The sequence below is a fragment of the Qipengyuania sp. BR81-2 genome (assembly GCF_055693895.1).
The window spans coordinates 130602-154845 of sequence record NZ_CM146344.1 but is presented as its reverse complement, the minus strand read 5'-3'; the positions used below and the strand labels follow the sequence as shown (position 1 = coordinate 154845).

31 protein-coding genes and 1 tRNA gene are annotated in these 24244 nt (G+C 62.4%); 23 read left to right on the top strand and 9 right to left on the bottom strand.

The window, feature by feature from the left end; all coding sequences use genetic code 11:
* The first annotated feature begins 2 nt into the window (after positions 1–2).
* From ACZ1G8_RS00775 to ACZ1G8_RS00745, 7 genes are all read left to right on the top strand, one after another.
* Positions 3–257 (top strand): YnbE family lipoprotein, encoded by a 255-nt coding sequence (locus ACZ1G8_RS00775; protein WP_472679961.1) that lies wholly within the window; start codon positions 3–5, stop codon positions 255–257.
* 11 nt (positions 258–268) lie between these two features.
* Positions 269–661 (top strand): YdbL family probable chaperone protein, encoded by a 393-nt coding sequence (locus ACZ1G8_RS00770; RefSeq protein WP_472679960.1) that lies wholly within the window; start codon positions 269–271, stop codon positions 659–661.
* A gap of 187 nt (positions 662–848) precedes the next feature.
* On the top strand, positions 849–1169 hold the full coding sequence (locus tag ACZ1G8_RS00765) for an AtpZ/AtpI family protein (RefSeq protein WP_472679959.1): 321 nt from the start codon (positions 849–851) through the stop codon (positions 1167–1169).
* Between the two features lie 84 nt (positions 1170–1253).
* Complete coding sequence (locus tag ACZ1G8_RS00760) at positions 1254–2012, top strand: F0F1 ATP synthase subunit A (protein WP_472681276.1); 759 nt, start codon at positions 1254–1256, stop codon at positions 2010–2012.
* Positions 2013–2051: 39 nt separating this feature from the next.
* Complete coding sequence (locus ACZ1G8_RS00755; protein WP_040964046.1) at positions 2052–2279, top strand: F0F1 ATP synthase subunit C; 228 nt, start codon at positions 2052–2054, stop codon at positions 2277–2279.
* An 80-nt stretch (positions 2280–2359) separates the two neighbouring features.
* On the top strand, positions 2360–2854 hold the full coding sequence (locus tag ACZ1G8_RS00750; protein ID WP_472679958.1) for a F0F1 ATP synthase subunit B family protein: 495 nt from the start codon (positions 2360–2362) through the stop codon (positions 2852–2854).
* Complete coding sequence (locus ACZ1G8_RS00745) at positions 2847–3428, top strand: F0F1 ATP synthase subunit B family protein (RefSeq protein WP_472679957.1); 582 nt, start codon at positions 2847–2849, stop codon at positions 3426–3428. The genes ACZ1G8_RS00750 and ACZ1G8_RS00745 overlap by 8 nt, the downstream gene beginning before the upstream one ends.
* 55 nt (positions 3429–3483) lie before the next feature.
* Here ACZ1G8_RS00745 and ACZ1G8_RS00740 read toward each other — a convergent pair whose 3' ends face one another.
* The 7 genes from ACZ1G8_RS00740 to aroA all read right to left on the bottom strand — a co-directional run bounded on the left by ACZ1G8_RS00740 (position 3484) and on the right by aroA (position 10059).
* The gene (locus ACZ1G8_RS00740) at positions 3484–4458 is read right to left on the bottom strand and encodes an NADPH:quinone oxidoreductase family protein (RefSeq protein ID WP_472679956.1); all 975 of its coding nucleotides are present in this window, start codon (positions 4456–4458) and stop codon (positions 3484–3486) included.
* 4 nt (positions 4459–4462) lie between these two features.
* Positions 4463–5218, bottom strand: coding sequence for a hydroxyacylglutathione hydrolase (gene gloB, locus ACZ1G8_RS00735; RefSeq protein ID WP_472679955.1), 756 nt, complete (start codon positions 5216–5218; stop codon positions 4463–4465).
* 131 nt (positions 5219–5349) lie between these two features.
* A complete protein-coding gene (gene rpsA / locus ACZ1G8_RS00730) occupies positions 5350–7053 on the bottom strand; it encodes a 30S ribosomal protein S1 (protein ID WP_472679954.1) in 1704 nt (567 codons plus the stop codon).
* A 253-nt stretch (positions 7054–7306) separates the two neighbouring features.
* The gene (locus ACZ1G8_RS00725; RefSeq protein WP_221428229.1) at positions 7307–7678 is read right to left on the bottom strand and encodes a hypothetical protein; all 372 of its coding nucleotides are present in this window, start codon (positions 7676–7678) and stop codon (positions 7307–7309) included.
* Positions 7679–7841: 163 nt separating this feature from the next.
* Positions 7842–8459, bottom strand: coding sequence for a (d)CMP kinase (gene cmk / locus ACZ1G8_RS00720; protein ID WP_472679953.1), 618 nt, complete (start codon positions 8457–8459; stop codon positions 7842–7844).
* On the bottom strand, positions 8456–8689 hold the full coding sequence (locus ACZ1G8_RS00715; RefSeq protein WP_221548272.1) for a CBU_0592 family membrane protein: 234 nt from the start codon (positions 8687–8689) through the stop codon (positions 8456–8458). Before ACZ1G8_RS00715 ends, cmk begins: the two co-directional genes overlap by 4 nt.
* Positions 8690–8709: 20 nt before the next feature.
* Positions 8710–10059: a 3-phosphoshikimate 1-carboxyvinyltransferase gene (gene aroA, locus ACZ1G8_RS00710; protein ID WP_472679952.1), complete on the bottom strand. Its 1350-nt coding sequence runs from the start codon at positions 10057–10059 to the stop codon at positions 8710–8712.
* Positions 10060–10181: 122 nt separating this feature from the next.
* On the opposite strand from aroA, the gene ACZ1G8_RS00705 reads away from it, so the two are divergent.
* The 5 genes from ACZ1G8_RS00705 to rimM all read left to right on the top strand — a co-directional run bounded on the left by ACZ1G8_RS00705 (position 10182) and on the right by rimM (position 13407).
* On the top strand, positions 10182–10526 hold the full coding sequence (locus ACZ1G8_RS00705) for an FYDLN acid domain-containing protein (protein ID WP_472679951.1): 345 nt from the start codon (positions 10182–10184) through the stop codon (positions 10524–10526).
* 91 nt (positions 10527–10617) lie between these two features.
* A tRNA-Ala gene (locus tag ACZ1G8_RS00700) sits at positions 10618–10693 on the top strand.
* A gap of 177 nt (positions 10694–10870) precedes the next feature.
* Positions 10871–12373: a signal recognition particle protein gene (ffh, locus tag ACZ1G8_RS00695; protein ID WP_472679950.1), complete on the top strand. Its 1503-nt coding sequence runs from the start codon at positions 10871–10873 to the stop codon at positions 12371–12373.
* Between the two features lie 39 nt (positions 12374–12412).
* Positions 12413–12913 carry a 30S ribosomal protein S16 gene (rpsP, locus tag ACZ1G8_RS00690; RefSeq protein WP_472679949.1) on the top strand — a complete coding sequence of 167 codons (501 nt, stop codon included), beginning with the start codon at positions 12413–12415 and terminating at the stop codon, positions 12911–12913.
* A gap of 8 nt (positions 12914–12921) precedes the next feature.
* Entirely contained in the window at positions 12922–13407 is a 486-nt protein-coding gene (gene rimM, locus ACZ1G8_RS00685; protein WP_472679948.1) for a ribosome maturation factor RimM, read from the top strand.
* Here rimM and ACZ1G8_RS00680 read toward each other — a convergent pair.
* Positions 13404–14318 (bottom strand): NAD(P)/FAD-dependent oxidoreductase, encoded by a 915-nt coding sequence (locus tag ACZ1G8_RS00680; RefSeq protein WP_472681274.1) that lies wholly within the window; start codon positions 14316–14318, stop codon positions 13404–13406. The genes rimM and ACZ1G8_RS00680 overlap by 4 nt on opposite strands.
* A 144-nt stretch (positions 14319–14462) precedes the next feature.
* Here ACZ1G8_RS00680 and ACZ1G8_RS00675 point away from each other — a divergent pair, with 144 nt between their 5' ends.
* The 6 genes from ACZ1G8_RS00675 (at position 14463) to ACZ1G8_RS00650 (ending at position 19905) form a co-directional block, all read left to right on the top strand.
* Positions 14463–14759 (top strand): hypothetical protein, encoded by a 297-nt coding sequence (locus tag ACZ1G8_RS00675; protein WP_472679947.1) that lies wholly within the window; start codon positions 14463–14465, stop codon positions 14757–14759.
* 50 nt (positions 14760–14809) lie between these two features.
* A complete protein-coding gene (locus tag ACZ1G8_RS00670; RefSeq protein WP_472679946.1) occupies positions 14810–15760 on the top strand; it encodes a carbon-nitrogen hydrolase family protein in 951 nt (316 codons plus the stop codon).
* Positions 15757–16179: a hypothetical protein gene (locus ACZ1G8_RS00665; protein WP_472679945.1), complete on the top strand. Its 423-nt coding sequence runs from the start codon at positions 15757–15759 to the stop codon at positions 16177–16179. The genes ACZ1G8_RS00670 and ACZ1G8_RS00665 overlap by 4 nt, the downstream gene beginning before the upstream one ends.
* On the top strand, positions 16176–16901 hold the full coding sequence (gene trmD, locus ACZ1G8_RS00660; RefSeq protein ID WP_472679944.1) for a tRNA (guanosine(37)-N1)-methyltransferase TrmD: 726 nt from the start codon (positions 16176–16178) through the stop codon (positions 16899–16901). Before ACZ1G8_RS00665 ends, trmD begins: the two co-directional genes overlap by 4 nt.
* A gap of 12 nt (positions 16902–16913) precedes the next feature.
* Entirely contained in the window at positions 16914–17282 is a 369-nt protein-coding gene (gene rplS / locus ACZ1G8_RS00655) for a 50S ribosomal protein L19 (protein WP_472679943.1), read from the top strand.
* A gap of 376 nt (positions 17283–17658) precedes the next feature.
* Entirely contained in the window at positions 17659–19905 is a 2247-nt protein-coding gene (locus tag ACZ1G8_RS00650; protein WP_472679942.1) for a S9 family peptidase, read from the top strand.
* A gap of 3 nt (positions 19906–19908) precedes the next feature.
* Here ACZ1G8_RS00650 and ACZ1G8_RS00645 read toward each other — a convergent pair whose 3' ends face one another.
* Positions 19909–20760, bottom strand: a complete 852-nt coding sequence (locus tag ACZ1G8_RS00645) for an alpha/beta fold hydrolase (RefSeq protein WP_472679941.1) — start codon at positions 20758–20760, stop codon at positions 19909–19911.
* A gap of 95 nt (positions 20761–20855) precedes the next feature.
* On the opposite strand from ACZ1G8_RS00645, the gene ACZ1G8_RS00640 reads away from it, so the two are divergent.
* From ACZ1G8_RS00640 to ACZ1G8_RS00620, 5 genes are read left to right on the top strand one after another with little or no spacing between them, the layout of a single operon-like run.
* Positions 20856–21881 (top strand): aspartate-semialdehyde dehydrogenase, encoded by a 1026-nt coding sequence (locus ACZ1G8_RS00640; protein WP_221425257.1) that lies wholly within the window; start codon positions 20856–20858, stop codon positions 21879–21881.
* Positions 21878–22429 carry a hypothetical protein gene (locus tag ACZ1G8_RS00635; RefSeq protein WP_472679940.1) on the top strand — a complete coding sequence of 184 codons (552 nt, stop codon included), beginning with the start codon at positions 21878–21880 and terminating at the stop codon, positions 22427–22429. Before ACZ1G8_RS00640 ends, ACZ1G8_RS00635 begins: the two co-directional genes overlap by 4 nt.
* Before the next feature lie 27 nt (positions 22430–22456).
* Positions 22457–23110, top strand: coding sequence for a DsbA family protein (locus tag ACZ1G8_RS00630; RefSeq protein WP_472679939.1), 654 nt, complete (start codon positions 22457–22459; stop codon positions 23108–23110).
* A 33-nt stretch (positions 23111–23143) separates the two neighbouring features.
* Entirely contained in the window at positions 23144–23548 is a 405-nt protein-coding gene (locus tag ACZ1G8_RS00625; RefSeq protein WP_472681273.1) for a GFA family protein, read from the top strand.
* Positions 23545–24243, top strand: a complete 699-nt coding sequence (locus ACZ1G8_RS00620; RefSeq protein WP_472679938.1) for a hypothetical protein — start codon at positions 23545–23547, stop codon at positions 24241–24243. Before ACZ1G8_RS00625 ends, ACZ1G8_RS00620 begins: the two co-directional genes overlap by 4 nt.
* Position 24244 lies beyond the last annotated feature (1 nt).

The following is a 24244-nucleotide window of genomic DNA, read 5'->3' as shown; positions in this document are numbered from 1 at the left end:
GTATGAACAGCCACGAATTGACGGACCGCGAGCGCCTTGCGACAATTGATTGCAAACAGGGAAAGCAGGGTATGCGCGGAAAGACGAAACTGGCGGCGGCCGCCTTGGCCTCGCTCACGCTGGCAGCTTGTGTGACGGTGGAAGCACCCGACAAGCCGATCGTGATCGAGCTCAATGTGAACATCCGGCAGGAAGTTATTTACAGGCTCGCGGAAGATGCGGGCAATACGATTGAAGAGAACGCGGATATTTTCTGATGGGTGACACGATGACCAAAGGACTGACCAAGGCTGCGCTGACCGGCGCGGTTTTCGCACTCGCCCTCGGCGGGATTGCCGCGCCTGCGCATGCGCAGCGCGATCCGGCCTATGCTGCCGCGCGCGCTGCCGGCCAGGTCGGCGAGAAGATGGACGGCTATCTAGGCATCGTCGGCGCGGAGACCGCCGAACTTCGCCGTCTCGTCAACGATATCAACATCAAGCGCCGTGCGGTCTATTCCGAACGCGCGCAGGCGACCAACGCGACGATCGAGGAATATGCGCTGACCGCCGGTTGCCAGGCGATCCTGGCCACCACACCGGGCGAGAAGTACCAAGCGCCTGACGGCAGCTGGCAGACCCGCACTACGGCGCCGCCCATGCGGGATTCGCGCTGCCCGTAGAGCCAAGTTGCAACGAAATCAGGATGCCTCCCTCGCGCTTCATGCCGGGGGAGGCATTTTTGCAAGGGGAATGCCGCCTTTTGCACCCCTGCCGTGTTGACTCTAAAATGACCCCCTTCTAAGGGGGCGGCGCCCTCGGCGGGTAAGTCCGTGCCCGTGCCGCGCAACCCCCTTAAAGGAGCAAGGCATGAGCGACGACAAACCCGTACGAGAACCTGTCGAGGAGGATGCGCGGATCGACGCGCTGGAGAAGCGGCTCGCAGCCGCCCAGCAGCGTGAAGACCAGCGCAACCAGCCGCGAGGTACCGGCGCCGATGCGAACTATCGCTCCGGCAACCGCGTACTGGCGGATCTGCTCGGCGGAATTCTCGGTGGTACGGTGATTGGCTGGACCGTTGACTGGTTCGCCGGCACCTCGCCCTGGGGTCTGTTGGTCGGCCTGTTCCTCGGAATCGTGGTCGCCTTCAGGAACATTATTCGTGCGGCAAACAAACGCCCCGAGGAATGAACTCCCGCAAGGGGTTTCCGGGGCGTTGTTCTTAGGTTTTAGGGATTAGCAGACGTGGCAGCCGATCAGGCCAAAGTCGACCCGATGAAGCAGTTCGCGATCGAAGCGATCGGCGGAACGCAGGGCTGGGAAATTGCCGGCTTCAACATCGCCTTCACCAATAGTGCGATGTGGATGCTCATCACCACAGTGGTGCTCTTCGTCTTCGTGCTTGGCGGCATGAAGCGCGAACTGGTGCCCGGGCGCTGGCAGATGATGGTGGAGACCTTCACCGGCTTCATCGACAACATGCTGGAAGCGAACATCGGCAAGGAAGGGCGCAAGTACGTCCCCTATGTCTTCAGCCTCTTCATGTTCATCCTGATCGCCAACCTCATCGGCCTTCTGCCGCTGGGTCTCGTCGGCATCCACCCGTTCACCTTCACCAGCCACTTCACCGTGACCGGTGTGCTCGCGATCATCAGCTTCTCGATCGTCCTCATCGTCGGTTTCTGGAAGCATGGCCTGCACTTCTTCAGCCTGTTCGTGCCGCACGGTACGCCGCTGCCGATGGTGCCCGTGATCGCGCCGATCGAATTCATCTCCTTCATGGTGCGCCCGTTCAGCCTCGCACTGCGTCTCTTCGTCGCAATGATGGCAGGCCACGTGCTGCTCAAGGTTCTCTCCAGCTTCGTGATCGACGGCGCCAATGCCGGCGTCGGTTTCGGCGCGCTGGTCGGCCTTCCGAGCTTCCTGCTGATGATCGGCATCAGCGCACTCGAAATCCTGGTGGCAGGCATCCAGGCATATGTCTTCGCCCTGCTTACCTCGCTCTACATCAACGATGCAGAGCACCTTCACTAAGTTTTCAATTCAATTACCTGTTTTCCAAAGGAGTTTGTCATGGAAGTAGAAGCTGCAAAGCTGGTTGGTGCCGGTCTCGCTGCAATCGGTGCCGGCATGGCCGCCATCGGTGTGGGTAACGTCTTCGGTTCGTTCCTCGAAAGCGCACTGCGCAACCCGGGCGCAGCAGACGGCCAGCAGGGCCGCCTGTTCATCGGCTTCGCCGCTGCCGAGCTTCTCGGCCTGCTGGCGTTCGTCGTTGCCATGATCCTGATCTTCGTCGCCTAATCGACGAAATCCATGTTGAGCCGGTCGGGTGATGCCCGGCCGGCCCGCAATTTTCTCGCACCCGCTTTTCGAGAGCTGCAATGCCCCAGATAGCACAGCTTGCCGATACATGGTCCAGCCAGGTCTTCTGGCTGCTGGTCTTTTTCGGCATTACCTTCTTCGTGATCGGCAAGATCATGGTGCCCAAGGTGATGGACACCGTCGCCCAGCGTGACGGCCAGATCGCTGCCGACCTCGCCGCTGCCAAGGCCGCGCGTGACGCTGCCGACGAGCAGGAAGAGGCCTGGCGGGTGAAAGAGAACGAAAACCGCGCTGCCGCGCAGGGGATCGTCGCCAAGGCCAAGGACGAGGCTGCCGCCAAGTCCGAGAAGAAGCTCGCCGCTGCGCAGAAGCGCATCGACAAGAAGCTGGCCGACGCCGAAACGCGTATCGACGAAGCCCGTACCGAGGCGCTTGCCGAAGTCGAGAACGTCGCTGTCGAAGCGGCGCAGGACATCGTCAAGACGCTCGCGGGCGTGAAGGTGACCAAGCCGGTCGCGACCAAGGCGGTGAAGGAGCAGATGGCTCATGGCTAACGCAAACCTTCCTGAAGTGATCGCTACCGACGCGGCCCAGACCGAAGCGGTTGTGGAAGTTGATGCAGGCGCGGCGAAATACGTCGAGCCGAAGCTTTACGACCTGCTCGCCCCGTACCAGATCGTCTCGGTCGCAATGCTGGTCCTGCTGCTGATCGCCATCTTCGGTGCCAAGGTTCACAAGACCATCGCCGGTGGCCTCGACAACAAGATCGCCGCGATCAAGGAGCAGCTCGAAGAAGCCAAGCAGCTCCGCGCCGAGGCAGAAACTCTCCGCAAGGAATATGCCGACAAGATCGCTGGCGCCGAGAAGGACGCCGAAGCGATGATCGAGAACGCTCAGCACGAAGCTGACGCAATCCTCGAAAAGGCTGAAGCCGACAGCAAGGCGATGGTCGAACGTCGCAAACGCATGGCCGAAGACAAGATCGCTGCTGCAGAGCGCGAAGCCATCGAAGACGTGCGCAATCGCGCGGTTGCCGCAGCGACCGGTGCGAGCCGCAAGCTGATCGCCGAGAAGCACGATGCCGAAGCCGACAAGGCCCTGGCCGACAAGGTCATCGCAGGCATCTGATTTTCCCCGCTGGATGGGAACGAGAAGGGCGGCCCGCGGGTCGCCCTTTTTCGTGTCAGGGGGTCATCACGATCTTCCCGACGATCTCGCCACGCTCCATCGCCGTGAGTGCCTCGCGCCATTGGGCGAGGGGAAGGGTGCGATCGATATGCGGTGTAATCCTGCCCTCGCCAGCCAGTTTGTCGACCGCCTTGGCAACGCGCCGCCCGCGGTCCGGAAAGCGCCGCGCGTATTCCCCCGCACGCACACCGACGACCGAGAAGCCCTTGATGAGCGGGATGTTGACCGCGATCTCGGGAATGCGCCCGGCGACGAAGCCCACCACCAGCAGCTTGCCGCCGAAGGCTACGCAGCGCGTGCTCTCGTCGAAGACATCGCCCCCAACCGGGTCGAACACGAGATCGCACAGGCGGCCATCGGTTAGGGCGGAGATTTCCTCGCGAAAACGGCCCGTGTTGAGGATCGCGGCATCCGGCCTCGCGATGCGGCGCAGCGCATCCAGCTTGTCCTCGCGGTGGGTGGCCGCGATCACCTTTGCGCCAAGCGCGCGGGCGAGATCGCAGGCGGCAAGGCCAACGCCGCCGCTCGCCCCATGCACCAGCACGCTCTGTCCTTCCTCGAGACCGCCAAGTTCGACCAGCGCGACATAGGCTGTGTGATAGGCTGCGCCCATCGCGGCGGCCTGCGCCATGTCGAGCCCTTCGGGCACCTTGCGGAGCAAGCGGGCGGGTAGGGACACGTATTCGGCAAAGGCACCGGTCTTGGCGCCCCCCATGACACGGTCCCCCGCTGCGAAGCCGCTGTCCGCATCTGCCTCCACGACCTCTCCGGCCATTTCCAGCCCGAGCGTGAAGGGTAGCTCGGGTTTGAACTGGTAGTCCCCGCGCGTCATCAGCAGGTCGGGATAGTTGAGCGAGGCGGCCGCGACCTTGACCAGAACTTCGCGTTCACTGCGCACCGGGCGCGGGAGGTCGAGCAATTCCACGCCGGACAGATCCGGGCTGAGGCTCGTGACCCGAAGAGCTTTCATCGGATCAGAAGTTGTCTTTGGCAGCGCGCAGCGCCGCGAAAGTTTCGGCAGGGGTGGTACCACCCCAGCGATCGCGCATGTCCGCGCTGTCGGCGCGCAGGAAGGGATTTGTGCCCAATTCTCGTGAGAGGACGGTGGGGACCGTCGGCTCGCCCTTGGCGCGCTTTTCCTCGACCCGCGCCGCATAGAGTTGCAGCTCTGCATTGTCGGGATCGGCATGCAGCGCGAACTTCGCATTCGCCTCGGTATATTCATGCGCGCAGTATAGCTGCGTGTTCTCGGGCAGCTGCCTGATCCGCTCGAGGCTGTGCCAGAACTGTTCGGGCTTGCCTTCGAACATCCGCCCGCAGCCCAGCGCGAAGAGGCTGTCGCCCACGAAGGCCGTGTCGGCTTCTGCGATGTGATAGGCGATGTGGCCATTGGTGTGGCCGGACACGTCGATCACGCGGGCTTTCCAGTCGCCCAGCGAGACGCTGTCACCATTGCCGACGACGCGGTCGATCGGGCTGAGCTTCTCGACCTCTTGAGGCGCGGTGACCTTCGCGGCGGTCTCCTCGACGATGTCCTTGTTTCCGCCCGCGTGGTCTGGGTGCCAGTGCGTGTTCCAGATCTGGGTGATCGTCCAGCCCATGGCCTCGGCCTGACGGAGGTACTCCTTGCCGTCAGGTGTATCGATCGCCGCAGTCTCGCCGCTGTCGGGATCGTGGAGGAGAAATCCGTAATTGTCGGACAGGCAGGGGAACTGGTGAACTTCGAGCATGGGTTTTAGTCCGTCCTATCGCTTCGCTGCTTCAGGACAGAGGCTAGGCCCGCTATTGCCAAAGGGAAAGGCCCGCCTGCTCCCATGAGCAAGCGGGCCTTCCTGATTACCCTTGAGAAGGGTGGAAGAGCTTAGTCTTCCTTCTTCTTCAGCGCTTCGCCGAGGATGTCGCCGAGCGATGCACCCGAGTCCGACGAGCCGAACTGTGCAACTGCTTCCTTCTCTTCGGCGATCTGACGCGCCTTGATCGAGAAGGTCGGCTTCTTCGAGCGGTCAAAACCGGTGACCATGGCATCGACCTTGGCACCGGGCTGGAAGCGATCCGGACGCTGCTCGTCGCGGTCACGGCCGAGGTCCGAACGCTTGATGAAGCCGGTTGCGCCGTCTTCGCCAACCTGAACTTCGAGGCCGCCATCGCGGACTTCGAGGACGGTGACGGTGACAACCTGGTTCTTGCGCAGGTCGCTCTGTGCGCCGGCTTCGGTCGGAGCGCCCTTTTCGAGCTGCTTCATGCCGAGGCTGATGCGTTCCTTGTCGACATCGACGTCGAGAACGACGGCTTCGACCTGCTCGCCCTTGCGGTGGAGGGCCAGAGCGTCTTCGCCCGAGATGCCCCATGCGATGTCCGACATGTGGACCATGCCGTCGACGTCGCCATCAAGGCCGATGAACAGGCCGAATTCGGTGGCGTTCTTGACTTCGCCTTCGACCTTCGTGCCCACCGGGTGCTTCTCGGCGAACTCTTCCCACGGATTGCGCTGGGCCTGCTTGAGGCCGAGCGAAATGCGGCGCTTCTCGCTGTCCACTTCGAGGACCATGACTTCGACTTCCTGCGAGGTCGAGACGATCTTGCCCGGGTGGACGTTCTTCTTGGTCCAGCTCATTTCCGAAACGTGGACCAGGCCTTCGATGCCCGGCTCGATTTCGACGAATGCGCCGTATTCGGTGATGTTGGTGACAGTGCCCGTCAGCTTCATGCCGACCGGGTACTTGGCCGAAACGCCATCCCACGGATCCGATTCCAGCTGCTTCATGCCGAGGCTGATGCGCTGGGTTTCTTCGTTGATGCGGATGATCTGGACGGTCACGGTCTGGCCGATCTCGATCATCTCGCTCGGGTGGTTGACGCGCTTGTAGCTCATGTCGGTGACGTGGAGCAGGCCGTCGATACCGCCGAGGTCGACGAATGCGCCGTAGTCGGTGATGTTCTTGACGACGCCGTCGATCACCTGGCCTTCAGCCAGCTTGTCGATCAGTTCGCTGCGCTGTTCTGCACGGGTCTCTTCGAGGACCGCACGGCGCGAGACGACGATATTACCGCGGCGGCGGTCCATCTTCAGGATCTGGAAGGGCTGCGGCATGTCCATCAGCGGGGTCACATCGCGCACGGGGCGGATGTCGACCTGCGAGCCGGGGAGGAAGGCCACTGCGCCGTCGAGGTCGACGGTGAAGCCGCCCTTGACGCGGCCGAAGATGCGGCCGTCGACGCGCTTGCCTTCGCCGAACTCGCTTTCAAGCTTGTCCCATGCGGCTTCGCGGCGTGCACGATCGCGCGACAGCATTGCTTCGCCGTCTGCGTTCTCGATGCGGTCGACGAAAACTTCGACTTCCGAGCCGACTTCGAGGCCGTGCTCGTCTTCGCCGCGCATGAATTCCTTGAGGTCGACGCGGCCTTCGCTCTTCAGGCCGACATCGATGTGCGCCATGCCGTTTTCGATGGAAGTGACGGTGCCCTTGACGACGCGGCCTTCGAAGCCGCCGTCATCGGCGCCGCCGAGCTGCTCGTCGAGCATTGCGGCGAAATCGTCGCGGGTGGGATTGGCTGAGGTTGCCATAGGTTGTGTAGTCCTGACTTAACGTTTGCTACCGGCCACCGGTTTTCCCGGGGTCTTTCTCCGTCTGCCTGCGCACCATTGCACGGGCCGTACGGGGCAAGAGGGCCGTGATCTCCGCGAGGCCGGATGCCGCCGCGAAGGTCCATCGAGATCCGGGGGATTTGGTGAACGGGCGCGCGCCTAGGCCAAACCCCGCAGGAAAGCAAGGGAAATGGCACTTCGGGCGCGCCCGCTTTTTCGGATCGTTCGCCGCCTACCAGGCGTCGTATCCGCTACGCGAATTATCAACCGAGCACTTGTCGAACCGCGCCTGCAATTTTGCCTCCGTCGAATTTGGGTCGGCCATTGCATCGCGCCATGCGTCCCATGCCGCTCCGAACGTCGCAGCATCCTTGGTCCTGCCGATCCACCAGAAGGTCTCGAGATCGCGATCCTGAATCGGCGTCAGAATTGTCGCCTTGTACCCGTGGGCCTTACCCCACTCGTTGAAGTCTTTCACGATGGCCATGTAGGTGCCCATCGAGCATCCATCCTTCAGCTTCGATCCGATCACGTCCCAGTGCTCGGCCTGAGCCGGAGTGGCGGCCAGTCCGATCAGGGCGGCAAGTATAAGGGTCTTCTTCATTGCTTCTCTCCTCGTGATGGACAGAGAAGCGCAGCCTGCGCTGTCGCATCGTGCGTTTCGCTGTCATGCAGCGACCCGAGCGCGACCTATTGGCGACCAAGCTGGAAACGGTAGTGTTCTGGGCCTTTGCTGCAAGATTGGCAAGGCCGACCGGACGGCAGCTCTATTGCGCCTGTTTCACTGCCTCGATGGCGGCCTCGATCGCCTCTTCCTTGCTCAATGAGCTGGTGTCGATGACCATCGCATCTGCTGCAGGTACAAGCGGTGCGACCTCGCGATTGCGGTCGCGTTCGTCGCGGCGGCGCAGGTCGTCCTCGATCTCCATGAGTGTCACTTTGACGCCTCGCCCGCGCATTTCGAGAAATCGGCGCTGCGCCCGCGCCTCGACGCTTGCAGTGATGAAGAGCTTGGCGTCGGCCTCTGGAGCGATGACCGTACCGATGTCTCGTCCGTCGAGGACCGCGCCGCCTTCCTGCGTTGCGAAGGCCCGTTGCCGCTCGAAGAGCGCCTGCCGCACTGCGGGATGAACCGATACCTGGCTTGCCAGCCCGCCGACCTCTTCGGTGCGTAGTTCCGGATTGTCGAGCAGGCTGTCATCGAACGCGCAGGCAGCAAGCGCATCAGCGAGCGAGTTGGGCTCGCCGCCGTCACGCGCACATTGATATCCGACCGCGCGATAGAGGAGCCCCGTATCGAGATGCGGCAGCCCAAACTGCTCGGCCAGCGCCTTGGCAATGGTACCTTTTCCCGAGGCGGTCGGTCCGTCGACGGCGATGATCATGTGCGCTCCCTGCGGCTTTTCAGTGCCTTCGCCAAGCCCCAGATGGCAATCGCTGCCCAGAAGCCTTCGAGGACCAGGCTCGGCCAGTTTGTATGAACCAGTAGCGAGACTGTGAGCAGCGCCGCGCCGGTGAGGTTGGTGCCATGCAGGATGAAGGGATTCGGTTCGTCCTTATATGTCAGGTAGGCGTAGGCGCCGATAATGCAGGCCGTGCCGACGAACCCGACCATGCTTGCCCAGTCGAGACCGGTCACGAGGCGGCCTCGGCAAGCAGGGTGGTGAAGTTCGGGAAGCTGGTTGCGATCGGTTCGGTGCTGTCGACTTCCACGCCCACCTCGCTGGCAAGGCCTGCGACGGCCATGCTCATCGCGATACGGTGATCGAGGTGAGTGGTGACAGGGCCGCCACCGCGCAGGGCCTTGCCTCCGTTGCCGCGAATTTCGAGGCCGTCGTCACGTTCTTCGATATCGGCACCAGCCAGCTTGAGCGCGGCCGCCATCGCGGAGAGGCGGTCGCTTTCCTTCACGCGCAATTCCTCGAGGCCGGTCGTGACGGTCGTACCTTCCGCAAGCGCAGCAGCGACGAAGAGCACGGGAAACTCGTCGATCATGCTCGGCGCGATGGCGGGATCGACCTCGATGCCCTTGAGCTGTGCGTGGCGCACGCGAAGGTCTGCAACCGGCTCTCCGCCGACTTCGCGCTCGTCGAGATAGTCGATACTGGCGCCCATCTGCCTGAGTACCCGGAAGATGCCGTCGCGCGTCGGGTTGAGGCCGACATTCTCAATTACCAGGTCGCTCCCCGGAACTATGCTCGCGGCAACCGAGAAGAATGCTGCCGAGGAGGGATCGCCCGGCACAGTGATGTCACATGGCTGCAGGTCGCAGGGGCCGGTGAGTTCGATGATCCGCTCGCCATCCTGCTCTTGGACCTCAACGTCTACACCGAAGCCGCGCAGCATGCGCTCGGTATGGTCGCGCGTGGGCACCGGCTCGATCACCGTTGTGGTGCCCGGGGTGTTGAGACCGGCGAGCAGCACCGCGCTCTTCACTTGCGCCGATGCGACGGGCAGGCGGTAGCTGATCGGGACGGCTGGTTGCAGCCCCTGCATAACCAGCGGCAGCGTGCCGCCGGGGGAGGGGGTGAAGCTCGCACCCATCGTCGAAAGGGGATCGATGACGCGTCCCATGGGGCGTTTGGACAGGCTGGCGTCGCCCGTGAAAGTCGCGGTGATGCCGTGGCTCGCGACAAGGCCCATGAGCAGGCGGGTCGAGGTACCCGAATTGCCCATGTCGAGCGCCCGTTGCGGCTGGAGCAGCGTGCCGACACCCACGCCGTCGACCACCCAGTCGCCGCCGTCCTTCTCGATCTTCGCGCCCATCTCCCGCAGCGCGGCGGCCGTGGCGAGCACGTCTTCGCCTTCGAGGAGGCCCGAGATGCGGCTGCGTCCTACAGCCAGGGCGCCGAACATGAGCGATCTATGGCTGATCGACTTGTCGCCCGGCACGCGGATGCGTCCGGTCAGCGGGCCACGGAAAGAAAATCGGTGCGATGTCACGAAAGCGTATCCATATATGGCCTGCGCTTTGACAGCGCCCATGCACTCTGGCAAGGCGCGCGCGCTATCGATTCCTCCCCCTTTACTTTAGGGCGATGGAGTCCATCTTTATTCGAGAATTCCAGCCTCGCCCGTCCGGCGGGGCCAGCATCCAAGGATTACACATGGTCAAACCTGAATGGGGCACCAAGCGGACCTGCCCGAACTGCGGCACCCGCTTCTACGATCTTAACAAGGACGATCCCGTCACCTGCATCGAATGCGGTGAAGAGTGGACGCCCGAGCCCGTGCTCAAGTCCAAGCAGCCGATCCTCGCCGAGGACGAAGCCAAGAAGAAGAAGGACGCTGAGGCGGATAGCGATCTGGGCGGCGACGACGATGACGATCTGGATATCGACATCGACGAAGACGATGATTCCCCCGACAATGAAGTCGATCTTGGCGGTGACGACGACCTTGGGGTCGAAACCAAGTCCAAGGGCGACGACGACGACGCGGACGAAAGCTAATTTAGCTGTTGCATTGCGGCGAGGCCCCTTATATTGGGCGCCTCCCGCAAGGGCGACGCACCCCCAGGATGCGTCGGTTTGAAAATGGCTCGGGGCCTTAGCTCAGCTGGGAGAGCGCTACAATGGCATTGTAGAGGTCAGCGGTTCGATCCCGCTAGGCTCCACCATTTTCCCGGATTTGATGGTAGCAGGCCGTGGCGACGGCTGCGGCTTGCTTCCACCACACCCGGGATAAAACTTGGGTTTCCATAGGGGTACGCCCCACGCTGGCCGACGAGTTCTCGTCCGCCGGCGTTTTTCGCGTTTATTCGGACCTGATCGGGTTCGGAAGGAGTAGAACAGACATGTTCGACAATCTGTCCGACCGGCTCGGAAACGTCTTTGACAAGCTCAAGGGCCGTGGCGCGCTGACCGAAAGCGACGTGCGCGAGGCCATGCGCGAGGTCCGCATCGCGCTCCTTGAAGCCGATGTCGCTCTCCCCGTCGTCCGCCGCTTCATCGATGCGGTGACCGAAAAGGCGATCGGTTCGGAAGTCCTCAAGTCGGTCACGCCCGGCCAGCAGGTCGTCAAGATCGTCAACGACGAGCTCGTCGAGATGCTCGGCGGCACCGGCGAAGATGCCGAACCGCGCGAACTGAACCTCAACGCCAAGCCTCCGGTCGTCATCATGATGGTCGGCCTGCAGGGCTCGGGTAAGACGACCACGACTGCCAAGCTGGGCAAGCTCCTCAAGGAGAAGCACGGCAAGAAGTCGATGATGGCTTCGCTCGACGTCAATCGTCCGGCCGCGCAGGAACAGCTCAAGGTGCTGGGCGAGCAGGTCGATGTTGCGACCCTGCCGATCGTCCCGGGCCAGCAGCCGGTCGATATCGCGCGCCGCGCGATGGAAGCCGCTAAGCTGCAGGCTGCCGACGTGCTGCTGCTCGACACCGCGGGCCGTCTCCACGTCGACGAAGCGCTGATGGCCGAAATGAAGGCGATTTCCACCGTGTCGGCACCCACCGAGGTGCTGCTGGTGGTCGACAGCCTGACCGGCCAGGACGCGGTCAACGTCGCGCAGAGCTTCACTGGCGAAGTGCCGCTCACCGGCGTGGTCCTCACGCGGATGGACGGCGATGCACGCGGCGGTGCGGCGCTCTCGATGCGCTACGTCACCGGCAAGCCGGTCAAGTTCGCAGGTACGGGCGAAAAGCTCGATGCGATCGAAGCTTTCGATCCTTCGCGCGTCGCCGGCCGTATTCTCGGCATGGGCGATGTCGTCAGCCTCGTCGAGAAGGCTGCCGCCACGATCAAGGAAGAGGAGGCCGAAGCTCTCGCCAAGAAGATGGCGAAGGGCGAGTTCGACCTCGACGACCTGCGCATGCAGCTCAAGCAGATGCAGAACATGGGCGGCCTCGGCGCGCTCGCAGGCATGATGCCGGGCATGAAGAAGGCCAAGGCCGCGATGCAGGCTTCGGGCATGGACGACAAGGTCCTGGTCCACATGGACGCGATCATCGGTTCGATGACGCCCAAGGAACGCAAGCGTCCCAAGCTGCTCAACGCCAAGCGCAAGAAGCGCGTGGCAGCCGGTTCGGGCACGCAGGTCCAGGACGTGAACAAGGTGCTCAAGATGCATCAGGAAATGGCCAAGGCCATGAAGCAGATCAAGAAGATGGGCGGTCTCAAGGGTCTCGGCGCGCTGTTCGGCAAGGGCGGCCTCGGCGCTGCAATGCCGGGCCTCGGCGGACCGGGCGGACCGGGTCCGATGGGCGGCCTTCCGGGCCTTGGAAGCGGCGGGAACGGCCCCTCGGTCGACCCGGACACGCTTCCGCCCGACCTGCGTGACATGTTGAACAAGAAATAATTTAATTTACAGAAATTTACATTCGAAAGGTGAAGTAAAATGGCAGTTGCAATTCGTCTCTCGCGCGGTGGCGCGAAGAAGCGTCCTTACTACCGCATCGTCGTGTCGGACTCGCGCAGCCCGCGTGACGGCAAGTACCTTGAGCAGATCGGCACCTACAACCCGATGCTCCCGAAGGATTCGGGCGAGCGCGTGAAGCTCGACGAAGACCGTGCACGTCACTGGCTGTCGGTCGGCGCGACCCCGTCGGACCGCGTCCACCGCTTCCTCGATGCCGCCGGCATCCTCGAGCGTGCACCGAAGAACAACCCGAAGAAGGGTGAGCCGGGCGAAGCCGCCAAGGAACGCGCTGAAGAGAAGGCTGCCAAGGCCGCTGAAGCTGAAGAAGCTGCCAAGGCTGCTGAAGAAGAAGCCAAGGCCGAAGCCGAAGCTCCGGCTGAAGAAGCAGCTGCTGAAGAAGCTCCCGCAGAGGAAGCTGCAGCTGAAGAAGGCGCTGCAGCCGAAGCTGCGGAAATCGCTGAAGAAGCAAAGAGCGAGTAATCGCTTCGATGCAGGACAAGCCCGTCACGCTGGCCGCCGTCACCGGTGCACATGGCGTGGCGGGCGAAGTCCGTCTGAAGTTGTTCGGCGAGGGTTTCGAAGCCCTGAAGCCGCACAAGAGCTTCAATGAGGGTGCGCTGACGCTCTCCAAGGTCCGCAGCGACAACAAGGGCGGCGCCATCGCGCGCTTTGCCGAAGTCGCCGACCGCAATGCAGCCGAGGCCATGCGCGGCACCGTGCTGACCGTCCCCCGCAGCGCGCTTCCCGCGCTCGAAGAGGGCGAATTCTACTATTCCGACCTGCTGGGCCTGCCAGTCGTTACCGATGCCGGTGACGAGGTCGGCCGTGTCTGCGCAGTCGAGAACTTCGGCGCGACCGAGATCGTCGAGATCGAAAAGCCCGACGGCAAGAAATTCATGGTCCCGCTGACCGAGCAGGCGGTTCCCGGCTGGGATGCCGAGAAGCTGACCCTAAACGCCGATTTCGTCGACTAGCGACGCAGCGGCATCTTCTCGGCGAGCCGGTTGCGGATCGTCGTCGAGGCGATCCCGGCCTGGCCCATCGCCGCGCTGATCTGGTCGAGCCCGACCACCACGTCGCCTGCCGCGAAAAGGCCCGGGACGCTGGTCTCGTAATGGTCGTCGACCTCGATACAGTCGCCATCGCTGACCTCGGCGCCGCATTTCCTCGCAAGGCCCGAGCGAACAACCGACCCGAGCGCGGGATACATGGAATCGAACGCCATCCGACCCTCGGCGGTGTCGAACGCGATCCGGTCTCCGTCGATGGCGAAGCCACCGCACGGCCCCTGGACACAGGCGATCCCCGCATCGTCGAGCGCCTTGCTGCATTGCTCCGACAGCTCATGCGCGCCCTCGGGCGAGACCAGCGTGATGTCATCGGTAAAGGTGCGGATGAACTGCGCCTCGGCGGTGCCGTGGTCGCCGGTGCCGATCACCGCGACCTTCCTGTCGGTCACCTCGTAGCCGTCGCAGACCGGGCAATAGCGGATGAGACCGCGCGACATGGCTTCATCGTGGAGCTGCTCCTCGATGCCCTGGGGCCGGTTATTGACCACGCCGGTTGCCAGCAGGACCGTGCGAGCACGAAATGTCTCCTCGTCGCAGGTGACGGTGAAGGATTCGTCGGGCTTGGCGAGGTCGGTCACCCGCTTCGGCTCGCGCATCGCCCCGTATTTCGCTGCCTGTTCGCGCATGCGTTCGAGCAGTTCGTTGCCGTTGATACCGTCGGGAAAGCCCGCGTGGTTGTGGCTCTTAGGGATCCAGCTGGCGCGGCTGGTACCGCAGTCGAACAGGCGGATGTCGAGGTGATAGCGCGCGAGGTAGATCGCGGCGGTCAGGCCTGCCGGGCCTGCGCCCACGATGATGCAGTCGTCCGGTTTCATGCCAACCATACGCGCGCGGCGCGCAAGTGTGCCGAAGCCGCTTGCAGAGCGCTGTATTACCCGTATAGAACGCCGCTGGAATTCATGCAGGCCTTCGCGCATGGTCGCGGGACATTGCCGAAGCCAGCCGAGGGACAAGAAACCATGTTAGATGCAGCCTTCCTGATGGGATCATATGCCGCGATGAGCGCAGGTATGAGCGCCATGATCGCCAAGGTCTCGCCTTCCATCGGGCCGCGCATGCGCCACTTGTTTGCCGGCTCATCGCCGCTGGCCGTCTTGCTCGCAATGCGGCTGGAGGGCGGCCCCAGCACTACGCTCGACAGCATGGACCTGTTTTCTGCCGGGGGACTGCTGATCCTCGGCATCATCACATCGAGCGCGGTCGGCAAGGTCATTCCCACGCAAGGCAAAGACCGGAAGAAGCTTTCCGCACGCTGAGCGCCAGCGGGATAGCCAAGCGGCCCTGCCCGCGCTAACCGCTTGGGCCCATGAGCACTTTGAAAGTCGCCATCGTCCAGGCTGCCCCCATTCCTCTCGCCATCGGCGACGGGATCGAGAAGGCTGTCCGCCTTGCCCGCGAAGCGATCGAGGGCGGGGCGCAGATGGTGGCGTTCGGAGAGACGTTCCTCGGCGGTTATCCGCTGTGGCTCGACGAGGCGCCCGGCGCGGCGCTGTGGGACCATCCGGGCACAAAGGCGCTGCATCGCATCATGCTCGAACAGGCAGTGGTGGCGAATGACGAGCGGTTGCTGCCCCTGCAGGAGCTCGCCGACGAGAGCGGCGCGGTCATCAGTATCGGCGCGCATGAGCGGGTGCGGCAAAGCCTCTACAACAACCAGCTGACCTTCCGGCCCGGCCTGCCGGTGCTGGACCACCGCAAGCTGGTGCCCACGCATGGCGAGCGCCTCATCTGGATGCGCGGCGACGGCTCGACGCTGGGCGTGCATCAGGCGGAGTGGGGCAAGGTTGGCTCGCTTATCTGCTGGGAGCATTGGATGCCATTGGCGCGCGCAGCGATGCACAACCTCGGCGAGAGCGTCCACGTCGCCTGCTGGCCCACCGTGCGCGAAGAATACGCGCTCGCCTCGCGGCACTACGCGATGGAGGGCCGCTGCTTCGTGCTGGCGGCTGGGCTGGTTCAGGCGAGGGACGATCTTTTCGACGGACTGGAGCGTGCCGGGGGTGATGCAGCGGCGAAGGAATTGATCGAGGCGATCAAGGGCGAGGCGCTCAATCGCGGCGGCTCGATGATTATCGCACCCGATGCGCGGATCGTGACGCAGGCTGGTGAGGGTGAGGAGACGCTGTTTGCTGAGTTAGAGCTCGGCGAGATCGGGCAGGGATTGGCCAGCCTCGATACGGACGGCCATTACTCGCGGCCCGATGTGTTCACGCTTAGCGTCGATACAGGGTCGAAAAATGGGGTCAGCTGGCAATGAAGAAGCTGATTTTCATCCTTTGCTTCTTCGGCGTGGAAGCACAAGCATTGGCGCACGAGGATCCGGCGCCGTTGTCGTCGAATCCGATTGATTGGCTTCTCCCGGGGCTGGGATATGTACTGCCAGGTGTGATCGCCGGAGTCCTATTGAACCACTTCGCTACTCAGTTAAACTTGGCGTTCCGAATTGTTCTCGCGGTCCTCTTCCCAATGGTTTTTTGGACGATATTCCTGTATTTTCTCTGGTCCTCAGAGCGGCCTCTTTTTGAATTACTCGTTGAGATTCCTTTCGTAATTTTGTCGTCCAATGCTCTCTCCCTCATCGTGACGATTAGCGGGCTCATAATTGCTGCAGTTGGTCTTATTGATGATCGACGCAGGAAAGTTGCGGAACGTTCGGAAGTATTTTCTGAGCTATGACCTTCGCCGCCACCATCCTCACCCTTTACCCCGAGATGTTTCCCGGGCCGCTGGGCGTGTCGCTTGCGGGCAAGGCGCTCGAGCGGGGGGACTGGTCGTGCGAGATCGTCCAGATCCGCGATTTCGCCACTGACAAGCATCGTACGGTCGATGATACGCCTGCTGGTGGCGGGGCGGGCATGGTGCTCAAGGCCGATGTGCTGGGCCCGGCTATCGAAAGCGTGGGCGAGGGCAGGCCGATCCTGGCCATGACCCCGCGCGGCAAGCCCATCAGCCAGGCGCGCATTCGCGAGATCGCGGCCGGGCCCGGCGTCGCCATTCTGTGCGGGCGCTTCGAGGGCTTCGACGAGCGGATTTTCGAGCACTATCCGCAGATCGAAGAGGTCAGCCTGGCCGATATCGTCCTGTCGGGCGGAGAGACTGCCGCGCTTGCCACACTCGATGCTTGCATTCGGCTGCTTCCCGGAGTAATGGGCGCGCCCGATAGCGGAGTCGAGGAGTCCTACGAGAACGGGCTCATCGAATATCCGCAATACACCCGACCTCAGGAATGGGAAGGGCGCACGATCCCTGAAGTGCTGCGATCGGGGGATCATGCGAAGATCGCTGCTTGGCGCAAGGCAAGAAGCGAGGAAGACACTCGGTTACGCAGGCCGGACCTTTGGGATCGCTATAGTGGCGATCGGGACCAGTCTGCCTCTGGCGCGCGGCGAAAAGATTAGGGAATTGGTTCGATGAACCTCATTCAGCAGCTCGAAGCGGAAGCTATCGAGAACCTCGGTAAGGACGTTCCGGAATTTCGTGCCGGCGACACCGTTCGTGTCGGCGTGAAGGTCAAGGAAGGCAACCGCGAGCGTATTCAGAATTTCGAAGGCGTTGTCATTGCCCGCTCGAACCGCGGCATGGGCAGCAACTTCACCGTCCGCAAGCTTTCGTTCGGTGAAGGCGTGGAGCGTGTGTTCCCGCTGTATTCGCCGATCGTCGACAGCATCACCGTGGTCCGCCGCGGTATCGTGCGTCGTGCGAAGCTTTACTACCTGCGCGGCCGCACCGGCAAGCGCGCGCGTATCGCGGAACGCCGCGACAACGCGCCGAAGTCCTGATTTTCGGGGCGTAAGCTTCTCGCAACAGCGAACAAACGAAGGGCGGTCCTCACGGGCCGCCCTTTTCGATTCAGCGTTTCGAATATCTGGAAGCAAGCCCAGAACGAAATAAGGGCGGCGTTCCTGAAAACGCCGCCCTTGTCACGTGGGGATCATGATAGGGCCGGAATTGGCCCGCTCTTGATGCCTCGGGGAAGCCTGTGAGCCGGAAAGGGCCTCCCGTTGACAAGACCTGTTCTGGCAGCCGCTTCTTAAGAGGATTTAAGGAAGCGCACTTAACCCGAAATTAGGCATAAAAACTTCTGCGGCCACGCTCCGTCTTGCAATCGGGGCGAGGCATTGCGAGGAGGCGGCGATACGATTTTCGGGAGAGAACATGAAGTCGCTTCGCCTCGCCGCTGCACTCGCGCTCGGTACCAGCCTCGTCTCGCCGGCCATGGCAGACCATCACGCAAATTCGCAGGAGACTGCCGCCATGGACCTCACCTTCGAGCGCGTTTTCGCATCGCCCGACCTCGACGGACCGAGCCCGCGCCAAGCGAAGCTTTCGCCTGATGGCCGCTATCTCACCGTGCTGCGCAACCGTGAAGAGGACCTCTCGCGTTATGACCTCTGGGCATACGATCGCGAGACGAGCGAATGGTCGATGCTGGTCGACAGCGAGGCGCTGGGCACGGGCCGCGAGCTGTCCGAAGACGAAAAGATGCAGCGTGAACGTGCGCGCGTGGGCAGCCTCAAAGGCATTATCTCCTACCAGTGGACATCCGATGGCACCGGCGTGCTCGTCCCGCTCGACGGTGATCTCTACCTCGCGCGGATTGGCGGCGAAGTCGTGCGGTTGACCGATACCGAGGAAAGCGAGCTCAATCCCTCGCTGTCGAAAAAGGGCAAGTACGTCTCCTTCGTGCGCGACCGTCAGCTCTGGGTCGGTGAGGTCGGCGGTGAGGCTGCCCCGATCACGCCCAGAGAGGGCGAAGCCATTCGCTGGGGCGAGGCCGAATTCGTTGCGCAAGAGGAAATGGCGCGTCTCACCGGCTATTGGTGGGCCCCGGACGACAGCCGGATCGCTGTCCAGCGCTTCGATGAAAGCATGGTCGGCATCGTCACCCGTGCGGCGATCGGTGCAACCGGCACGCGGGTCTTCGACCAGCGCTATCCGGTGGCCGGAAGCGCCAATGCCGTGGTCGAGCTGTTCGTGATGGATCCGAACGGCCAGAACCGCGTGAAGGTGAACCTCGGCGAAGAGACCGACATCTATCTCGCCCGTGTCGACTGGGCGCCCGATGGCAGCGCGCTCTACGTGCAGCGCCAGAACCGCGAGCAGACCGTCCTCGATATCCTCAAGGTCGATCCTGCGACGGGCGAGAGCGAAGTGCTCTTTACCGAGAAAGCGGCGGTCGAGGATTACTGGATCAACCTCGGCTACGACTACAAGTGGCTCGACGACGGCAGCCTCATCTGGTGGTCGGAGCGCGACGGCTATGGCCACCTATACCGCTTTGCCGATGGCGACTGGACCCAGCTGACCAGCGGCGAATGGGTCGTGACCAAGCTGGTCGGTGTAGATCAACAGGCGGGACGCATCTTCTTCCAGGGCACGAGGGACGACGTGCTCGCACAGCATGTCTATTCGCTCGACCTGGCCAACCCCGGCGAGGCCAAACTACTGACCGACCCGGCCTATACCCATTCGGCCAGCATGGACGGGAAGGGGCAGACGCTGCTCATCTCCCGCTCGAACGACGATACGCCGTCGCAGAGCTACATAGCCGATGCGACCGGCAAGCGTCTTGCGTGGATCGAAGAGAACGCGCTCGACGGTAACCATCCTTACGCGCCGTTCCTCGCCAGCCACCGCCCGACGAAATACGGCACCATTCCCGCAGAAGACGGCACGCCGCTCTACTGGGAGATGCTCACGCCCGAGATGGAGCCGGGCAAGAAATATCCGGTCTATTATTACCACTACAGCGGACCGGGTCCGCAGATCGTCAACAAGGGCTGGAACGGCGCGCTGCGCCAGGCGATCGTCGACAAGGGCTACATCTGGTTCGCGCTCGACAATCGCGGCAGTGCCAATCGCGGCGTGGCTTTCGAACAGCCACTCTACCGCGCCATGGGCGGTGTCGAGGTGCGCGACCAGAAGACCGGCGCCGAATACCTCAAGACGCTCGAATTCGTCGATCCGGACAAGATCGCGATCGATGGCTGGTCCTATGGCGGGTACATGACGCTGAAGCAGTTGCAGGCCGATCCGGGGCTCTACGCTGCCGGTATTTCGGGTGCGCCGGTGACCAAGTGGGAGCTTTACGACACCCACTATACCGAACGCTACATGGGCACGCCGCAGGATGATGCAGAAGCTTACGAGACAGCATCAGCCATTCCCGAAGCGACCAAGATCGTCGATCCGCTGCTCCTGATCCACGGCATGGCAGACGACAACGTAGTGTTCGAGAATGCGACCGAGATCATCTCGGTGATGCAGGAGACCAATGTGCCGTTCGAAATGATGCTCTATCCCGGCTACACGCACCGTGTGTCGGGCGAGCAGATTTCGCCGCATCGCTACAACACCGTGTTCCGCTTCCTCGAAAGCCACGGTGTAACGCCGCCCGAATAAGGCCTAGCCCAACCACTCGAGCACCTTGGCCGCCACGCGGTCGGGCGCCTCGACCTGCGGATAGTGCCCGACGTCCGGGAGCAGGTGGTGCCGCGCTTCGGGCACCACGCGTCGCCATTCGCGATAGGCGTGCTCGCCCGAAACCGGATCGAGCGCGCCGTTGATCAGGCCGATACGGCCCTGCGCATGTTTCAGGGCGCCGACCCAGCGTGCCTCGTGCTCGCGCCGGTCGCCGATGTAGTGCAGCAGCTTGTGCGTAATGCGGTTGCCGTCCTTCTCGGCAATCAGAGACCAGAAGTCATCGAGCTCCTGCTCGCTCGGCTGCGTGTCGGGCCCGAAGACTTCTGAGAAGCTCTTGCCGAAGCCCTTCCGGTTCATCAGCAGGCCGACGAGAAATCCCAATGGTGAAACGCCCAGCTTCTGGATCGGGCGCGGGCGATGCTGCGAAGGGAAGATGCCGCCGTTGAGGAAGACCATCTTGCCCAGCCCGGTGCTGCCCGACCCGTCGAGCTGGCGCGCCAGCAATTCCTGCCCCACGCTCACGCCATAGTCGTGCACGAGCGTATCGAAATCGGTGACTCCCAAATGGGCAAGCAGGGCTTCATGCATGTCGGCTTGCCGGTGGATTGAGTATCCCGAACGCGGCTTGTCGGAGAGACCGAAGCCAATCATGTCGCAGGCTATCAGGCTGTGCCGAGCGGAAAGGGTCTGCCAGACCGGCTCCCAGTCCCAGGCGCTTGTCGGGAAGCCGTGCACCAGCAGCAGCGGCTTTCCCTCGCCACCACGCCAATAGGCAATGCGCAGCCCCTCGAATTCGAAGAATTCAGTCCTATCGCGCCATTCCGACAGTTTCATGCCAAGCCTCCCTTGTGCGCGGTCATTCCCATTTTGCTTGCACGCAGGCAAGGCTGCGCCCATTTGCACGCGGCACAAGAATTTGGAGATGCACATTGGGTTATCGTGTTGCCGTAGTCGGCGCGACCGGGAATGTCGGTCGCGAAATGATGCAGGTCCTCGCCGAGCGCGAGTTTCCCTGCGACGAGGTGGCAGCAGTGGCATCCAGCCGCTCGCACGGCACCGAGGTCGAATTCGGCGACACCGGCAAGATGCTTAAGTGCAAGAACATCGAGCATTTCGACTGGTCCGGCTGGGACATCGCCCTGTTCGCCGCAGGTAGCGGTCCGGCAAAGGAATATGCGCCAAAGGCGGCCGCGGCCGGCTGCGTGGTGATCGACAACAGCTCGCTCTACCGCATGGACCCCGATGTGCCGCTGATCGTACCCGAGGTGAACCCTGACGCGATCCACGATTACAAGAAGCGCAACATCATCGCGAACCCCAACTGCTCGACCGCGCAGCTGGTGGTGGCATTGAAGCCGCTGCACGATGCGGCAACCATCAAGCGCGTCGTCGTCTCGACCTACCAGTCGGTTTCCGGCGCGGGCAAGGCGGGCATGGACGAGCTGTTCCAGCAGAGCCGCGCGATCTTCGTCGGTGACCCGATCGAGCCGGTGAAGTTCACCAAGCAGATCGCCTTTAACGTCATCCCGCACATCGACGTGTTCATGGACGACGGCTCGACCAAGGAAGAGTGGAAGATGGTGGTCGAGACCAAGAAGATCCTCGACCCCAAGATCAAGCTCAACGCCACCTGCGTGCGCGTGCCGGTCTTCGTCGGCCATTCGGAAAGCGTAAATATCGAATTCGAAAACGAGCTTTCGGCTGAGCAGGCGCAGGAAATCCTGCGCGAAGCGCCGGGTATCATGCTGATCGACAAGCGCGAGGACGAGGGATACGTCACCCCGGTCGAGAGCGCGGGCGACAGCGCTACCTACATCAGCCGCGTGCGCGACGATCCGACGGTCGACAATGGCATCGCGCTTTGGTGTGTATCGGACAACCTTCGCAAGGGTGCTGCGCTCAATGCTGTGCAGATTGCGGAACTGCTTGGCCGCGAGTGTCTTAAGAAGGGATGATCAGGAAGGTACTTCTCTTTGTCCTGCCATTCGCACTGGCAGCTTGCGGTTCTTTGGAAGAGACCGAAGAACCCGCAGCAGATACCAATGATGTCTGGGAGACCGCTACTCTGGTGGTCGGCGAAAACGGCCTGCAGAAGCGTTACGGCGATGGCATGGCCGTCGCCAGTTTCGGAGGTTCGAGGGAATCCGCGGACAAACTGCTTGAGATCGCGTTCGAGACGGTGCCCGAGAGAAGCTCGAACGAGGAATGCGGCGCTGGCCCCATGGAATTCAGCGGCGTCGGCCCGCTTCAGGTCGCGTTTCAGGACGACAGGTTCGTCGGCTGGTTCCTGCGCGAAACTGGCGATGTCATGACAGTCGACGGGGTGCAGCCGGGGGTTACGAAACTGTCTGATCTGAAACGGGAATTCCAGGTCCGTGAAATCGATTCTACACTTCCCGGAGAATTCGAGTTTACGACCAGCCAATACGGTACGATCCGTGGCTTCAGCGAGGGTGACGACATCACCGCGCTTCAGGCGGGAATGAGCTGCTTCTTCCGTTAAGCGGCATCGAATGTATAAGCGCGGTCCATGACCCTGACCGCAGAGCTCTATTTCAGCTTCCGTTCGCCCTACAGCTATCTCTCGGTGGGCCGCTATCGCGCGATGACGGAGGAATACGACCTCAATATCGCGCTGAGGCCGGTTTACCCGCTCGCGATACGCCAGCCCGACTTCTTCGAGCGCAACCATCCCAACTGGCTCGGCTACACCATGCGCGACATGATCCGCGTGGCGGCTTTCCATGGAATACCTTTCGGCACACCAAAGCCCGATCCGATCATCCAGGACATGGCGACGCGCCAGATTGCGGAGGACCAGCCTTATATCCGCCGCGTCACGCGCATGGGGCAGGCCGCCGCACGGCGCGGTGCGGGTCTCGTCTTTGCACATGAGGCGGGCCGCATGATCTGGGGTGGCCAGGAAAACTGGCACGAGGGCGGCCATCTCGAGCGCGCGATCGAGGCAGCGGGCCTCGGCGTCGAGGAGATCATTGCCGAAGTCCAGAGCGAGGGTGAAGCGCTCGACGCGGAGATCGCGGCCAACCAAGATGCACTTGAGAAGGCCGGGCACTGGGGCGTGCCCACATTGGTATTCGACGGCGAGCCCTTTTTCGGGCAGGACCGCATCGAAATGGCTAAGTGGCGCATGGAGCAAGGGGGCTTGCCAAGCGATGACAGGTAAAAGGACGCAGGGGGAGGGTGCCAGTGCGGACGCATCCGCTATACGGCTACCTATCATCCCGACGGCGCCTACCTATGCCATTGCCGCATGTGCCAGCGTGCCACCGGCGGCGTTTCGATCGCCTTCATGAGCCTGCCCAAGGCTGACTTGCACTGGGAATCCGAGCCCGAATGGTACGCGAGCTCGACCTTCGCCAAGCGTCCCTTCTGCAAGGAATGCGGAACGCCGCTGGGCTTCGCCTTCGACGATGGCGAAGACATGGATCTTGCGATCGGCACGCTCGACGATCCCTACGGTCTCGAGCCGCAGTGGCATTTCGGTGTCGAGCGCATGCACGAGGCTTGGATCGATACCTCGCACCTGCCGCAAAAGCGGGCTGACGAAAGCGAGCAGCTGGTCAAGCGATGGACGGACAGCAGCGGCTGCATGCCCGAATGACGACCGACAGGTTTTTCAAGTATCTCGGTAGGATCAATGCAGTCGGCATTTTCCTGATACTCGCGTTTTTACTCATCACCTTCCTCTGGGAGTATCGCCAAATGCAGGCGTGGGAGGAAGAGAGCGATGTGCGCACCCCCTATGGTGCAAAAGCGCCCGATAACGGCATCGAGGGTGAGGAATTCGAGACGACCGGCGGCGGAGCAGTGCTTTATCGGACCAATTCCGAACTTCAGGAGCGTTTGGAGATCGAAGCGCGGAATATCTCCCTTACGGACAGGCGAACGGGCAAATCGCGCATGATTCTGGCGGAAGATTCCGACCAACTTGTACTCTGCTGGGAAGCGCTGGCAGCACCTTCGGAAAGCGAGAAGTCAGCCTGGATTGCCCTCACGGGAACCGAGCAGGACTATTCCGATGGCATGCTCGATCTCCACATCGGGCGCTTTTCCGACCTCGAACAGCGCACCTTGGCAAGACGATTGCGCTTCGTCGATTCTCCGCGCCTCATCGATAACTCCACGATGACATTGATTGCATGGCCGGAGAATGACCGGGCGGAATTCTGGATCGTCGACTTGCAGATGATGTCCATTGTGAGCAAACGGCCCGTCGCACTTCCAGCCAGGACTGTTGATGAGCTCGGCGAGGGCAGCGAAGACACGGCTGAAGACATTGTCGTGGGCATGAACTGAT